13 protein-coding genes are annotated in these 13,766 nt (G+C 70.8%); 4 read left to right on the forward strand and 9 right to left on the reverse strand.

Features of this window, described 5'->3' with window-relative positions; genetic code table 11:
- Positions 1–471, forward strand: a 471-nt coding sequence (locus tag DYZ02_RS04820; protein ID WP_147291510.1) for an integrase core domain-containing protein, incomplete at its 5' end; no start/stop codon positions are given.
- On the opposite strand, the gene DYZ02_RS04825 is transcribed toward DYZ02_RS04820, so the two are convergent.
- A complete protein-coding gene (locus DYZ02_RS04825) occupies positions 468–1,379 on the reverse strand; it encodes a sucrase ferredoxin (protein ID WP_181896892.1) in 912 nt (303 codons plus the stop codon). The two genes, DYZ02_RS04820 and DYZ02_RS04825, sit on opposite strands and share 4 nt — an antisense overlap.
- 133 nt (positions 1,380–1,512) lie before the next feature.
- On the opposite strand from DYZ02_RS04825, the gene DYZ02_RS04830 reads away from it, so the two are divergent.
- Positions 1,513–2,109, forward strand: coding sequence for an AMIN-like domain-containing (lipo)protein (locus DYZ02_RS04830; protein WP_115685233.1), 597 nt, complete (start codon positions 1,513–1,515; stop codon positions 2,107–2,109).
- 3 nt (positions 2,110–2,112) lie between these two features.
- On the opposite strand, the gene DYZ02_RS04835 is transcribed toward DYZ02_RS04830, so the two are convergent.
- Positions 2,113–3,657 (reverse strand): Y-family DNA polymerase, encoded by a 1,545-nt coding sequence (locus DYZ02_RS04835; RefSeq protein ID WP_115685234.1) that lies wholly within the window; start codon positions 3,655–3,657, stop codon positions 2,113–2,115.
- 1 nt (position 3,658) lies between these two features.
- Positions 3,659–4,354: a hypothetical protein gene (locus DYZ02_RS04840; protein WP_245945655.1), complete on the reverse strand. Its 696-nt coding sequence runs from the start codon at positions 4,352–4,354 to the stop codon at positions 3,659–3,661.
- 101 nt (positions 4,355–4,455) lie between these two features.
- Here DYZ02_RS04840 and DYZ02_RS04845 point away from each other — a divergent pair, with 101 nt between their 5' ends.
- Positions 4,456–4,884, forward strand: coding sequence for a hypothetical protein (locus DYZ02_RS04845; RefSeq protein ID WP_245945657.1), 429 nt, complete (start codon positions 4,456–4,458; stop codon positions 4,882–4,884).
- Positions 4,885–4,908: 24 nt separating this feature from the next.
- Here the strand turns inward: DYZ02_RS04845 and DYZ02_RS04850 are convergent, their stop codons facing one another.
- The 6 genes from DYZ02_RS04850 to DYZ02_RS04875 are packed head-to-tail and all read right to left on the reverse strand — an operon-like array spanning position 4,909 to position 11,966.
- Complete coding sequence (locus DYZ02_RS04850; RefSeq protein ID WP_115685236.1) at positions 4,909–5,568, reverse strand: LuxR C-terminal-related transcriptional regulator; 660 nt, start codon at positions 5,566–5,568, stop codon at positions 4,909–4,911.
- Between the two features lie 22 nt (positions 5,569–5,590).
- The gene (locus tag DYZ02_RS04855; protein ID WP_115685237.1) at positions 5,591–6,841 is read right to left on the reverse strand and encodes an alkylhydroperoxidase domain protein; all 1,251 of its coding nucleotides are present in this window, start codon (positions 6,839–6,841) and stop codon (positions 5,591–5,593) included.
- Complete coding sequence (locus tag DYZ02_RS04860) at positions 6,834–8,453, reverse strand: dipeptide ABC transporter ATP-binding protein (protein WP_115685238.1); 1,620 nt, start codon at positions 8,451–8,453, stop codon at positions 6,834–6,836. The genes DYZ02_RS04855 and DYZ02_RS04860 overlap by 8 nt, the downstream gene beginning before the upstream one ends.
- Positions 8,454–8,458: 5 nt before the next feature.
- Positions 8,459–9,331, reverse strand: a complete 873-nt coding sequence (locus tag DYZ02_RS04865) for an ABC transporter permease (protein WP_115685239.1) — start codon at positions 9,329–9,331, stop codon at positions 8,459–8,461.
- Positions 9,328–10,263, reverse strand: coding sequence for an ABC transporter permease (locus DYZ02_RS04870; RefSeq protein WP_115685240.1), 936 nt, complete (start codon positions 10,261–10,263; stop codon positions 9,328–9,330). The genes DYZ02_RS04865 and DYZ02_RS04870 overlap by 4 nt, the downstream gene beginning before the upstream one ends.
- Entirely contained in the window at positions 10,263–11,966 is a 1,704-nt protein-coding gene (locus DYZ02_RS04875; protein WP_245945659.1) for a TIGR04028 family ABC transporter substrate-binding protein, read from the reverse strand. Before DYZ02_RS04875 ends, DYZ02_RS04870 begins: the two co-directional genes overlap by 1 nt.
- A 118-nt stretch (positions 11,967–12,084) precedes the next feature.
- On the opposite strand from DYZ02_RS04875, the gene DYZ02_RS04880 reads away from it, so the two are divergent.
- Positions 12,085–13,629, forward strand: a complete 1,545-nt coding sequence (locus DYZ02_RS04880; protein ID WP_115685241.1) for an FAD/NAD(P)-binding protein — start codon at positions 12,085–12,087, stop codon at positions 13,627–13,629.
- Positions 13,630–13,766 lie beyond the last annotated feature (137 nt).

Here is a 13,766-nt window from a genome sequence, read left to right on the forward strand (position 1 = left end):
ACCCGCGCTGGTGCGCCTGCCGGGCGCGGGTATTCCTACCTGCACCACGCCGTCGATGACTACTCCAGGATGGTGTACTCCGAGATCTTGCCCGACGAGAAGAAGGACACCGCGGCAGGGTTTATGAAGCGTGCCTGCGCGTTCTTTTCCACCCAGGGCATTGCGGTCAAACGGGTGATGACCGACAACGGCGCCTGCTACCGCTCGACAGCATTCGATGCTGCCCTGGGCGGTGTAATCAAGCACCTCTACACGAAGCCGTACCGGCCGCAGACCAACGGCAAAGTCGAGCGGTTTAACCGCACACTCATGCAGGAGTGGGCCTACCTACGCCCCTATACCAGCGAGCGGGCCCGGCAGCAGACCTACGCGGCATTCATCCACGACTACAACTACCATCGAGCCCACACCGCCATCGGCGGCCTCACCCCCGCACAACGCGTTCACAACGTCACGGGGAAGTACAGCTAGGGCGCAGTCGAGACGCTGCCGGCCTGCCAGTAGGCGCCGTCCTTCGGCTGGTCGCCGCAGGAGGACAGGATGCCCGAGACCTGCTTCTTCTCCATGGGAACCGTGTACGAGGTTCCAGTGCCGGTGTCCGTCACCACGACCTCGCCACGGTCGCCGTCGGAGCTTTCGGAGGAAATGGTGAGCTGGCCGTACTGCACCCGCACGCCCTGCCCAGCCAGGTGGGCAGCCACCGCGATCTCGGCGGCCTGCCCCAGCGGGGAGTAGATGCCGCGGCCGCGGTTGCCGGGGACGAAGAAGATGCCGCGCATGGCGTCGGCAAGCATTGCCTCCGTGGCCTCGAGATTCATCCGCCCGAAGCTGTAGCCCCACGGCATGAGCAGGAGCGTCGCCGCGAAACGGTGGCCCTTCATGTGGGAGGTCTCCCACACCACATCGCGGCCCTCCTGGAAGGGGTAGCGGCGTTCGATCTCGTTGACCAGGGGGCGGCCCTTGATGGCGCAGCAGCGGTCGCGCTTGGCGTGGGTGCACACGAGGACGAGGGGGGTGAGGCGCGCCATGGCGTCGTTGAGCCCGGGCCCGCTCAGGTCGAGGTCGAGGATGTCCTCGGGGCCGTCGACGTGCTTGACCTCCGTGAGTCCGATATAGGAGAACACGATGTAGAGGTGGTGGTCCGCGATCTGGCGCCCCTCGCGCGTGGGGTGGCGGATGAGCTGCAGCGACGCCCCCCACTTCGCCATGTGCGCCTTGAGCTTGGCGGTGAGCTCGGGGCCGAAGGTATCTCCGTCGAGGATGTCGTGGCTCCACGGGTCGGGCCACTCGAAAAGGACGTAGACCACGCCCTTCTTCGCTGTTCCGGGCAGCGGCTCCACCTCGTTGTCGGAGCAGAGAATGTCCACCGTGTTGCTCATGTCCCCCATCCTAGTAAATTTAGGCAAGCCTAACCCCATCCGCGCAGGCCCGGCGCATTTATTCCCCGCGCTCATCGGTGCGCGACGAGTCAACAATTTCCCCTCGCCGACCTCTTTGACTAGCGTGGTGCGCATGAATTTAAAGGCAGGAGTGTTCCCCGGTGTCGCCGCCGCGGCCGCCGGTGCCCTCCTCGCGGGGTGCTCACCAGCGCCGATGGGCAGTCCCCCACCCGAGAACAAGGTTGCCTCCCTGCCCCAGCCCTCGGCCGCGCGCGAGACCGACCTCACACCCCTGGGCACGCCCAACTCCTCCCCCAAGACGCAGCGCCCCGACGAGCCCGCCCAGCTCGCGGTCTCCGGGGTCCGTGTGGGCAGCCACCAGCGCTTCGACCGCGTGGTCATCGACCTCTCCGGTACCGGCTTGCCGGGCTGGTATGTCAACTACGTGGACACCCCCATGCAGGAAACCGTGGGCCGGCCGCTGAACGTGCAGGGCTCGACCTTCCTCAACATCAACGTCGACGGCACCGTCTACCCCTTCGAGGCCGGGGTGGGCTCCGTCCCCGTGGACTCGACCGGCGGGTCCAGCAACATCGTCGACGTGGTCAACGCCGGGACCTACGAGGGCCGCAGCCAAGTCGTTGTCGGCCTGCGCTCGGCCAAGCCCTACTCGGTGCAGGTCCTGGACAACCCGACGCGCCTCGTCGTGGACATCGTCAAGTCCTCCTGAGCCCTAGCCGTACACCGCCTCCACGCGCCACCTCCCTCGCGTCCACACCAGCAGCCAGGCGTGCACGTCCCCGCCCTTTTCCCGCTTACCGACGACCTGCAGCCGCGCCACCTTATTCGGGCGGGCTCCCCACCAGCCCTCGTCCACCGGCCACGGGCCGGCCCACCCGGTGACCAGGTAGCGCCCCTCCCCCCAGCCGAGCGCGTAGGGGGCGGAGGTGAGCAGGGCCTCGGCGGTGACCCCGACGCGGCGCGCGGTGGCGTCGAGAAGCGTGACCGCGGACGCGGGGTGGTCGATGCCCCCGCCGAGCCGGGCGGGCAGCGGGGCGGGGATCGCCCCCGGCCACGGCAGCTGCTCCACCTTCCGGGGCCGCTCGCCGAAGGGGATGAGCTCCACCCGCTCGGCCACCCCGCGACCGCCGACGAACTGGGGCTGGACGACGGCGTCAATGCCGAGCTGGGACTGGACCCGCTCGACCACGCGGCGCGCCTCGTCGGTGCTCGTCCCGTCGGACCACAGCTGCCCGACCGTCTCCGGCTCCGCCAGCTCGAGCGGCTCCAGGATGAGCGAGGCGATGGCCCCCGCCCCGCCGCCTGTGAGCCAGCCGTCGAGCTGCCAGCGCACGCGGTCCGCGGTGGCGGACTCGGTGAGCGCCTCGCGGGTGCGCCAGACGCGCTCCACCCTCTCCCCGGAGGTCAGCTCGGCCACGACCTTGAGGCGCAGGCAATTGCGCCCGGCCTCCCGGAGCCGCTCGTGCAGGCCCGCGGCGAGGGCGCGGGCGGCGAAGGCGGCCGCGTCGACGCGCTCGATCGGCTCGTCCGGCGTGACGGCCACCGCAAGGTCCGCGACGGGCAGCTCCGGGGCGACGCGGCGGTCCGGGGCCGCGCGGGCGATGCGGTGCAGGTGCATGCCGGCGGACCCGAAGCGGGTAGTCATGGCGGTCGCGGGCACGCCCGCCAGGTCGCCGAGGGTGGCGATGCCGAGCTGGCCCAGCTCGGCCACGACCTGCGGGTCCGCCCCCAAAGCGGCCTCTGCCAGCAGGACCCGCAGCGGGCGGGACCCGAGGAAGCCCGCCGAGCCGCCGGGTTCCACCACCGCGGAAAAGCGCGCGGCGATGACGGCGGTGGCGATCTCGTCGGCCACCCCGGCGAGCGCGTCGATGCCGCGGCGCGAGGCGGCATCGAGAAGCATCTCCGTGGCCACCTCCTCCCCGCCGTGGAACTTCCCCGCCGCGGCGACGTCGACGAGCACGAGCCCGGGGCGCAGCACCTCGACGGAGGACGCCACCTCGTCGAAGCTTGTCGCCAGGGCCGCGAACATCCGCCCGTCACGGTCGGGGTTGTCCTCCACCACGCTCAGCGTGGGGGCGAGGGCCTGGGCGTGGCGCACCTTCATCCCGCGACGCACCCCGAGGGAGCGCGCCACGTGCGAGCATGCCTTCACCCGGCGCTGGGCGGCGATGGCGATGAGCTCGGCGAGCTCGTCGTCCGCCTCCAGGCGCGCCGCCTGCACAGGCCAGTCGGGAAACCAGATGGCGGCGACGCGCACGTCACTTCACCACCCTCAGCCCCGGCTGCTGCGGGGCGCCTCCCAGGGTGAGCACCCGCGAGGCGGGCTGCGCCCCCTTCGCCCGGGCGCGGACGCGCAGGTCAATGCCGGAGATCCTGCCCTGCCCCCGGCCGACCCCGTGGAAGTCGACGACCTCCCCGGTCACCTCGAGCGCGGCGGAGGGCACGCGCGTCCCGACCGCGACGAGCGCGGCGCGGCCGTGGCGCAGCTTGGCCAGCAGCGGGCGGGCCCGCACCGGGGACAGCTCGATGCGCTGCGGGGTGCGCAGCACGACGAGGTCGAGCCCCTCCGCCAGCACCCCGGCCACGCTCAGGGGGTCGATGCCCGGGTCGGGCACCGCCACGATCCTGTCCATGCGCTCGGCGGCGATCCCCGCGTAGGACAGCTCGGGCCACCCCACCACTCCGCAGAACCCGCCGTCCTCCGCGACGCGGGCGATCACTTCCACCACCAGCGCGGGAGTGTCGCTGAAGTGGCTCACGGCCCGGCGGGGCAGGCCGCCGTGGGGAAACAGCACGCCGAGCTCCCCGCCGGTGGGAACGACATCCACGTCGGGCGCGGCGGGGCGGACAACCTCCCCACCCAGGGCGGACATGCGGGCGCGCAGCTCGGCGATCTGCTCCGCCCGGCTCGCCGCGCCCGCCCCGGAGCGCGCTCGAATAGATGTTCCATTCACGCGCCCCAGTATGCACCCCGCGGCCGACACCGGCAACAGGCGAGGTCGAACGTACTTTCTAGAAAATTCGCCGTGTCCGGACCCCGTTGTACCCTAACCCCATGTCCGCTCCGCTGCTCTCCCCCGCCGACCTCCGCAACCGCCCCACCCCCATCCCCACGCCCGGTCTCGTCCGCGCCGGCGGCTCCGCGCTCGTCGGCTTTTCCCTGGCTGCGATGGTTTCCGCCGCCGCCCCCGGGGTCAAGGCCGTCGCCGTGCTCGCGTCGGTGGCCCTCGCCGTCGCCCTCACGCTGGCGCACCCCTACCGCGCGCGAATGCGCGCGTACGCCGAGGAGAAGAACGTCGCCCGGGTGCCGTCGGTAAGCATGCTCGTGCCGCTGATGCTGTGGTGGCTGCTGCTCATGCTGGCGCCGCTCGTCGCCCCGTGGCCCGCGTGGGCGGTCCTGGCCGCCTTCGTGGCGGTAGGCGCAGTGGCGTGGCTGCTCTACCCGCACGTCGACGGGTCGCGGCGGCTCGCCTACGCGGAGTAGAGCGCGCTGGTCAAGCCCCTAGCCCTAGTCCAAGTCCCTGTCGGCCGCCCAGCGCGTCAGCTGGTGGCGGTTGGAGGTCTGCGTCTTGCGCAGGATGTTGGAGGCGTGCGTCTCCACCGTCTTCACCGAGATGAACAGCTGTTTCCCGATCTCCTTGTAGGTGTAGCCGCGGGCCAGCAGCCGCAGGACCTCGAGCTCGCGGCGGGTGAGCGCATCCACGGCCGGATCCTCCACCTTCACGGGCTCGCCCTCCGGGTCGTCGACCACCCCGCCCGCGACGAAGGCGTCGAGGACGAAGCCGGCCAGGCGTGCGGAGAAGTAGGCGTCACCGCCGTGCACGCGGCCGATGGCCTCGGCCAGCTCGTCGCCGGCGATGTTCTTGGTCACGTAACCGCGCGCGCCCGCCCGGATCAGGGCGATGACGTCCTCCGCGGCGTCCGACACGGACAGCGCGAGGTAGCGCGGCCCCGGCTCGGCGCCCCGGATGACGGCGAGGCCCCCGCCGTCGGGCATGTGGACGTCGAGAAGCACGACGTCAGGGCGGGTGGTGTTAATCCCGGCGATGGCCTGGCACACCGCGCCCGCCTCGCCGACCACCTCGATGCCCGCCCCCGCCTCCGCGAGCTCGGCGCGCACGCCGGCGCGGAAGACGGAGTGATCATCGACGAGGAAGACACGAACCATGCCCCCACCATAGCCAGGAGGGTCAGCGGAAGCGCTTCGGCACGTCCGGGGCACCGAGGGTGAGCATGAGGCGGTTCGCCCAGTTGAAGAATGCGGAGGCGTTGATCGCGTCGAGGACGGCGAGGTCATCGAGGCCGGCATCGCGCAGCCCCTCCACGTGGCGCCACGAGAACTCGACGGGCGTGGCCGTGAGCGCGACGGCGGCGTCGCGCAGCGCCTCCCACAGCGGGGAGCCCATGTCGGCCGCCACGCCTTCGTCCAGCAACCGGGAAATCACCGCGGCGTCCCCGCCCTCCTCCTTCGAGCGCGCCTGGTGCACCGACGCGCAGTACTCGCACCCGTTGAGGCGGGAGACCACCGTCGCCGCGAACTCACGCTCGGCGCGGCCCAACCCGCCGTCGGTGTTGTAGAAGATGTCGAGGTCCGTCAGCGTGCGCGCCCTGAGGGCGGCCGGGTCGCGGGCGAGGAGGCGGAAGTATTCGGAATCGATGCGCTGCGGCTGCACCAGGGCTTCCCGGTGGACATCGGTGAACTCCTCCTTCGGCAGCGCCGCCAGCCACGGCTTCCACCCCAGGGAGTGCTCCACGAAGCGGGCGGGCGCGACGACGTCCGGCACCAGGGTGCGCGGGCCGGGCGTCCAGCCCGGATCCGCCACGCCCGGCGCGCGCCCCGCACCCGGGGAAGCCGGGGAGCCCGCACCCCCGCCCGCGAGGACCCGCACGCCGTGCGCGACGCGCAGCTGGAAGGCGAGAAAGGCCACCAGCTGGGCCAGGGAAACGATGGCGTCATCACCCCAGCCCGCCTCCTGCAGGTGCCCGATGGCGGCCGGCGAGGCGTCCTTCGGGTGGAAGGTGAGCAGGTGGGCGAAGTCCAGGCCCGCCGCGAGCCGCGGGTCGAGCCCCGGCACGGCTCCGAACTCCACGAACCCGCCCCCGGAGTACGGGCCCGTCGATGCCCCCCGCGCGATCGCCGTATCGACGGCCCCGGGAAGCGCCCCGGGAAGATCCGCTTCCGCCCCCTCCGCTTCGTCGGCGAGGAGGTCCCGGTAGAAGGCCAGCGCCGCGGGCTGCCCGGTGACGCCAGCGACGAACGCAGCGACGGCGTAGCGCCAGGCCTGCGGGAACCCGGCGGCGTCCGCGGGTTCGAGGAGCGCACGGAAGCTCGCCTCCGCGTTGTCCACCGCCTCGGGGCGCCGGCGGCGCAGCGCCGCGATGTCGGCGGGCGCGTCCGCCAGGAGGTCGATGATGGTGGTGCCGGTGGTGGGGTCAGACAATGAATTCTCCTAGCCCCCGGGCCCGGAAGAGGGCGCCGGGGATGGCGTCGATGAGCGTGCGGGTGGTTGCCGCGCGCGGATGGTCGAAAACCTCGTCGGTGCGCCCGTACTCCACCTGCGTCCCGTGGCTGAACACGCTGACGGTGTCGGAGATCTGGCGCACCACGGCGAGGTCGTGCGAGATGAAGATGTAGGTCAGGCCCAGTTCGCGCTGCAGACGCTCGAGGAGTTCGAGGATCTGCGCCTGGACCGTGACATCGAGGGCGGAGACGGCCTCGTCGAGGACCACGACCTCCGGTTCCACGATGAGCGCCCGCGCGATGGCGACGCGCTGGCGCTGGCCGCCGGAGAGCTGCGCGGGGCGGCGGCCCGCCAGGACCGGGTCGAGTGCGACGAGGCTGAGGGCCTCCCGGGCCCGCTCGCGGGCCCGGCGCCTGGGCACCCGGGAGAGGCTGCGCAGCGGCTCGGCCACGATGTCCTCCACCGTCATGCGCGGGTCCAGCGAGGAAAACGGGTTCTGGTGCACCATTTGCACCGTCCCGCGCATGCGGCGCCGGTCGGCCGCACCGAGGCCGGCCAGGTCCACGCCGTCGATGACGACACGGCCCTCGGTGGGTTCGGTGAACAGTGACACCGTGCGCCCCGTCGTTGTCTTGCCGGAGCCCGACTCGCCGACCAGGGCGTGCGTCGAACCGCGGTAGACCTCGAAGGAGACGTCCCCGACGGCGGTGAAACCGCCGTAGCGCTTGCTCAGGTGCTCCACGCTGACGAGCACATCGCTGCCGGTGGGTGGCCGGTGCCGCGAGTTCACGACGGCGAGCGACGGGGCGTCGGCGAGCAGCCTGCGCGAATACTCCTCGCTCGGGCTGGACAAAACGGCGTCGGCGGGACCGGCCTCGACCACGCGGCCGCGCTCCATGATGACCACGTCGTCAGCCCGGTCGCCCGCCACCGCGAGGTCGTGGGTGATGAGCACGACACCGAGCCCCAGCTCGGCGCGCATCCGGTCGAGCAGGTCCAGGATCGTCTTCTGCACCGTCACGTCCAGCGCCGACGTGGGCTCGTCCGCGATGAGCACCTCGGGTTCGAGCGCCACCGCCGCGGCGATGAGCACGCGCTGCTTCATCCCGCCCGACAGCTCGTGCGGGTATTGCCGGTAACGGAGCTCCGGGTCGTCAATCCCGACCTGCTCCAGCAGCTCGAGGGCGCGTTCGCTTCTCGACGCCCCATCCCCGATCCCGTGGACCTCCATGCCCTCCTCGATGGAGCGCCCGATGGTCTTCAGCGGGTTCAGGGAATTGTTGGGGTCCTGGGGCACCAGCCCGATCCGGGCACCACGCAGGGCGCGCCACTGGGCCGGGGTGGATTCCGTGATGTCCTCCCCGCGGAAGGTGATGCGGCCGGCCTCGACCCGGGCCCCGGGCCCGAGCAGTCCGATGGCGGCCATGGCGGAGGTGGTCTTGCCGGAGCCGGACTCGCCGACGATGGCGGTCATCCTTCCCGGGCTGACGGCGAAACCGATACCGCTGACGGCGGGGACCCCGCCGTAGGACACGGCCAGGTCCTCCACGGCCAGAACGGGGGCGGCGGTGCGTGAAAGGGATGTCGTCATGATTCTCAAGCCTCCGCCGCAGCGTCGATGTTCCTGGACAGCCGGTTCGCCGCCATCACCGTGGCCACGATGGCCAGGCCGGGCAGCGCGATGATCCACCACGCCAGGGTCATGAAGTCCCGCCCCTCGGCGATGATGAGGCCCCACTCCGGCACGGGCGGCGGCGCGCCGTAACCGAGAAAGCCGAGGATGGACAGCTGCAGCACGGCCGAGCCGAACTGCAGCGCCGCCAGCGCGATCACCGGAGTCAGTGAGTTGGGCAGGACGTGGCGCCGCAGCGCCTGCGCGCGCGTCGCCCCCGCCCCGTACGCCGCCTCGACGTAATCCGAGTTGGCCACCGTGATCACCTGCGAGCGCACCAGGCGCGCGAAGGTGGCGATGCTGGTCACCCCCACCGCGAAGGCGGCCTGCAGGGAGCCGAAGCCCAGCACGATGATCAGGGACAGCGACAGGAGGATGCCCGGGATGGCCAGGAGGACGTCGACAAGCCGCATGATGACGGTGTCTACCCACCCGCGCCGCGTGCCGGCGACGAGGCCGAAAAGGGTGCCGACCACGGCACCGACAAGCACCGCGATGAGCGCCCCGAACAGCGACTGCCGGGCTCCGAAGACGACGCGGGAGAAGAGGTCGCGCCCGACGGAGTCTGTGCCGAACCAGTGGTCCGCACCCGGCGGGAGGAGCGCGACGTCGGTGCCCGTGTAGGGGTCGGCGGTGGCGAACAAACCCGGGGCGAGGGCGAAGAGGAACGCCACGGCAAGCACCGCGAGAGAGGCGAGGGAGCCCGGCGCAAGCCACGGGTTGCGCCGGGTGCGCTCCGCCGGTGCCGAGACTGGGGGCGCCGCGGGTGCTGCGGTTCGGTACAGTGCCTCGCTCATGAGCGTGCCTTTCTGCGGAGACGGACGTCGAAAACCCGGTAGAGGAGGTCGACGACGAGGTTGATCACGACGTAGGCCACGGCCGCGAGGACGACCACACCCAACAGGACGGGGGTGTCGCGGTTCGACACCGCGGTGACCACCAGCGAGCCGAGGCCGGTGCGCCCGAAGACCGTCTCGGTGACGACCGCGCCGCTGATGAGCTCACCGAAGAGGAGGCCAGCCATCGTGAGCGCGGGGAGGGTGGCGTTGCGCAGGACGTTGCGCCAGAAGATGCGGGGCTCTCCCGCTCCCCGGGCGCGCAGCACCTGCACGAACGGCTGCCCCTTGACCTCGTCGATGGAGCGGATGAGCACCTGGGTCAGCGGTGCCGCCATGGGGACCACCAGCGTCAGCGTCGGCAGGACGAGGCCCTCGAGGGGGCCAGGGTCGATGACGTTGACCCAGCCCAGGCGGAAGGAGAAGAACTGCAGCAGCAGGATCGCCACCCAGAAACCGGGCAGGGAGACGAGGAAGGAGGGCAGCGCCCGGAAGAAGGCGCCCACCGCTCCCATCCCCGGCAGCGTCGCGGCGTAGGCCACGAGCAGCGCAAGAACGATAGCCAGGCCCACCGCCGAGGCGGCCAGGGCCAGCGTGTGCGGCAGCGCGTCCGTGATCAGCTCCGCGACCGGGGTGCCCGTGCGCACGGAGTAGCCGAGGTTCCCGGTGAGGAAACCGCGCAGGGACGCGACGTACTGCGCCCACACGGGCTTGTCCAGGCCCATCTGCGAACGGATGCCCTCGACCTCCTCCTTGGACAGGCCCAGGGCGGGATCGGCGTAACGCGCCATCACCCCATCGGAGGGCAGTGCCGAAAGCAGGAAGAACGCGAGGGTGTAGGCGATGAGGAGGACGGCTAGCGCCTCCCCGATGCGTGCGAGGATGCGGGGCATCAGTTCTCCTTCCCGGGTGTGGCGCCATGGTCGATGGACACGCCGTAGAACCACGGCCGGGCAACGGCCTCGGTGCGGAAGCCCTTCACCCTCGGCGAGAGCGCGTACACCTGCGGTTCCTCGAACAGGGGCAGGGTGTAGGCCTGCTCGGTGACGTAGTCCTGCACCTCGCGGGTCGCCTCGGCCCTGGCCTCCGGGTCAGGTGTGGACACGGTCTTCTTCAGCAGGTCCTCCAGGTGCTGGTCCGCGACGTTGCCGTCTGCGTCCTTGTTGAGGAACACGTTGCGGGCACCCACCGAGTACAGGGACTCGATCGCGCCGTAGTCCGCCCGCCCCACCATGGAGTGGTAGATCTGGATCTTGTTCTGGTCCTTGGCGTCCGCGTTCTGGCTGGCGTTGTCGCCGGAGTTGATCTCGAGGTCGACTCCGATTCCGCGGAGCTGGTCCTGGACCATCGTCTGCACCTCGCGCGAGCGGGGCTGCGGGCCAGCGATGTTGACCCGCAGGGTGAGGCGCTGGCCGTCCCTGGTCCGGATGCCGTCGGGCCCGGGTTGCCACCCGGCCTCCTCCAGCAGGCGGCGGGACTCGTCCGGGTCAAAGGCGTAGGCCTGCGGGTCCTGCTCCTTGTACCCCAGACCCGTCGCGGCGACGCTGGACGTGGCCAGCGGGTACGAGGGGGAGAAGAGGACGCGGAGGATCTCCTGACGGTTGATGCCGTGGATGAGGGCGCGGCGCACCCGGATGTCCCGCAGGAGCGGGTGGTTGAAGCGGAACGCCAGCTGGTTGTTCATCGCGTTGGTTCCGCGGGAGTACACCTGGACGCCGGCATCGGTGAGGTAGCGCTCCGCCGGAGCGGTCATGCTGCGCGCCATATCCGCCTGGCCGGAGAGCACCGCGCCCGAGCGGGTGGACTCCTCCGCGGCGAGGCGGTAGTGGATGCCCCCGATGCTGGCGCGCCCCTGGTGTTCCAGGGAGGGCGGCGCCCAGTTGTAGTCCTCCCGCGCGGTCAGGGTCAGGTCGGTGCCGAGGGTCTCGTCGGTGATGACGAAGGGTCCAGAGCCGACGATGTGCACCGCGTTTCCCGGGCCGAAGTCCTCGTTGCGCAGCGCCAGGGTGGCGTCGGAAAGCAGGCCCGCGTTGTAGACGGAGGTCGCCTGCGGGAAGTCGGGCGAGGGCTGGGAGAAGAGGAAGCGGACCGTGGAGTCGTCGACGACCTCGCCGTGGTCGTACCCGCTGATCTGCTCGGAGGCGTTGAGCAACCGCGACTTGTCGCCCTTGCCGTAGAGGTCGAAGTTGTCCACCACGTTCTGCGCCGTCAACGGCGTGCCATCGGAGTAGGTCACCCCGTCGCGGAGGTGGAAGGTGAACTCGGTGGCGTCTGCATTGACCTCCGGGAGGTCGGTGGCGATCCACGGCTTCAGCTCGAGCGTGTCCGGATCCTGGTAGAGCAGTCGGTCTGTCACCTGGTTGAGCACACCGCCGTTGGGGTAGAAGCCGGCTGCCGGCGGGTACAGGGTGGTGAACCAATTCGGTTCGAGGTAGGTGAGCACCTCCTCCCCCGGAGCCGCCTGTGCGCTCGCCCCGTCGGTCCTGGCTGACGGGGCTCCGCTCAGAGAGCACCCGGCCAGCACCCCCGCCACCGCGAGCACCGCCAGGGCGACGAGGAGCGGGTGCCGCCCACCCGCCTGTGTTCTGATTCCCACTGCTACCTCCGGGTTGTTGATGCGTTGACAGAACACTACCACAATTAGACGATTCGGTATTGTCTAAATAGACCACTTAGTACATCACAGACCCGGGGGAGGGAGTACAGTGAGCCCCATGCCAGCGGACATCGCACTGATCGGGGTCGGCCCCCGTGGAATATCCACCACCGAGCGCATTGCCGCGTACCTCAACGCGCAGGGAGCCGACGGCGCCGGCCTCACGCTCCACCTCATCGACGATGCCGAGCTCGGTGCCGGGCGCGTGTGGGAGACCACCCAGACCCACACGCTCTGCATGAACACCCTCGCCGGCGCCGTCACCCTCTTCACCGAACCCGGTGCCACCGTCGGCGCTCCGCCTCTCGAGGGCCCGACGATGTACGAGTGGATCCAGCTCCTCCGGGGCGAGCGCGACGCCGTCTCCCCCACCACGGCGGCGCTTGTCGACGCCCACCCAACGCCACCTCACATCCCTGAGGCGTTCGCGGAGGAGATCGCCCGCACCCGCCCCGAATCAAACCCCTCGCGCGCCCTCTACGGCGCGTACCTGAACTGGGCCTTCGCCGTCGCGCTGGCGCAGCTCCCCGCCTCCGTCGAGGTGCGCACCCACCGGGCACGAGCCCTCGCGATCACGGACGAAGGCGACCGCGACGCCATCGCGCTGAGCGACGGCACCACCGTCAGCGCAGACGCCACCGCGCTCGCCAGCGGCTGGGTGCTGCCGGAGCGCACCGCCCGCGAGCGCAAGTTCGCAGACAGCGGGTTCACCTGGGTCGGCGGGAACAACCCTGTCGAGCAGAACATCGCCGCGCTCCCGGCGGGCGGGACGGTGCTCGTCCGCGGGTTGGGCATGGGCTTCTTCGATCTCATGGCGCTCAGCACCATCGACCGCGGCGGCCGCTTCGTCACCGACGGCACCGCCCGCGCGGGGGTGCGCTACGAGGCCTCGGGGAACGAGCCCCGCCTCGTTGTCGCCTCGGGACGCGGTTACCCCTACCTGCCCAAGTCCGAGTACCGCTCCCTGCCTCCCGCGGCCGACCTTTCCCGGCACGCCGCAGCCGTCCGCGCCGCGGGGCGGCGCCCCGGGCAGATCCGCTTCGGCGTCGACCTCTGGCCCGCACTCGTGCGCGATTCCTTCGCCGCCTATTACCGGGTGCTGTCGCGCGTGCGCCCCGAAGCGCTGGGTGAGAGCCTCGACGCGATCCTCGGGCGCATCGATGCCGCCGACCTCGAATCCGTGGCTTCCTCCACCGACATTGAAGCCGTCCCAGCCGCCCTCACGGAGGCCCTCACCGGGGTGGGTGGGGAGCCCCTCGATCTGGTCGGGTGGATCGACCCCCTCCGGGGCGCGGGCGACCTCCCCGTCGGCGAGCTGACCCGCATCATCTCCGACGGCATGGAGCGCGACATCGCCGAGGCCATCGCTGCCCGGGACTCCCCGGTGAAGGCGGCCCTGTGGGTCATGTCCGCCGGCCGCAAGCCCACCACCCTCGCCGTGGAGAACGGCCGTGGCGCGGAGGAGGACCGCACGGGCGCGTTGCGCGACTACCTGGCCTTCGGCCAGATGGTCGGTTCCGGCCCGCCACTGTTCCGCACCCGCGAGCTCCTCGCCCTCGTCGACGCGGGTCTGGTCACCTTCCTGTTCCTTATACACATCTGACGCTCCCGACGATCTACCCCCTGTAGATATCCGGGGACTCCCGCATATTGACTAAAAAGTAGAGCGAGCCACCGTACTTGTGAATAAACTCCCCATGCAAGGATGTGGCGATTCCTTATGCAATATTGGATTGACTG

Origin of the sequence: Corynebacterium senegalense (assembly GCF_900411315.1) — a bacterium.
GTDB lineage: Bacteria > Actinomycetota > Actinomycetes > Mycobacteriales > Mycobacteriaceae > Corynebacterium > Corynebacterium senegalense.

Bases quoted from the DNA above. Each gene is read 5' to 3' on its own strand.
- DYZ02_RS04825 (WP_181896892.1), bottom strand. From the start codon at position 1,379: ATGAGCAACACGGTGGACATTCTCTGCTCCGACAACGAGGTGGAGCCG.
- DYZ02_RS04830 (WP_115685233.1), top strand. From the start codon at position 1,513: ATGAATTTAAAGGCAGGAGTGTTCCCCGGTGTCGCCGCCGCGGCCGCC.
- DYZ02_RS04845 (WP_245945657.1), top strand. From the start codon at position 4,456: ATGTCCGCTCCGCTGCTCTCCCCCGCCGACCTCCGCAACCGCCCCACC.
- DYZ02_RS04850 (WP_115685236.1), bottom strand. From the start codon at position 5,568: ATGGTTCGTGTCTTCCTCGTCGATGATCACTCCGTCTTCCGCGCCGGC.
- DYZ02_RS04860 (WP_115685238.1), bottom strand. From the start codon at position 8,453: ATGACGACATCCCTTTCACGCACCGCCGCCCCCGTTCTGGCCGTGGAG.
- DYZ02_RS04865 (WP_115685239.1), bottom strand. From the start codon at position 9,331: ATGAGCGAGGCACTGTACCGAACCGCAGCACCCGCGGCGCCCCCAGTC.
- DYZ02_RS04870 (WP_115685240.1), bottom strand. From the start codon at position 10,263: ATGCCCCGCATCCTCGCACGCATCGGGGAGGCGCTAGCCGTCCTCCTC.
- DYZ02_RS04880 (WP_115685241.1), top strand. From the start codon at position 12,085: ATGCCAGCGGACATCGCACTGATCGGGGTCGGCCCCCGTGGAATATCC.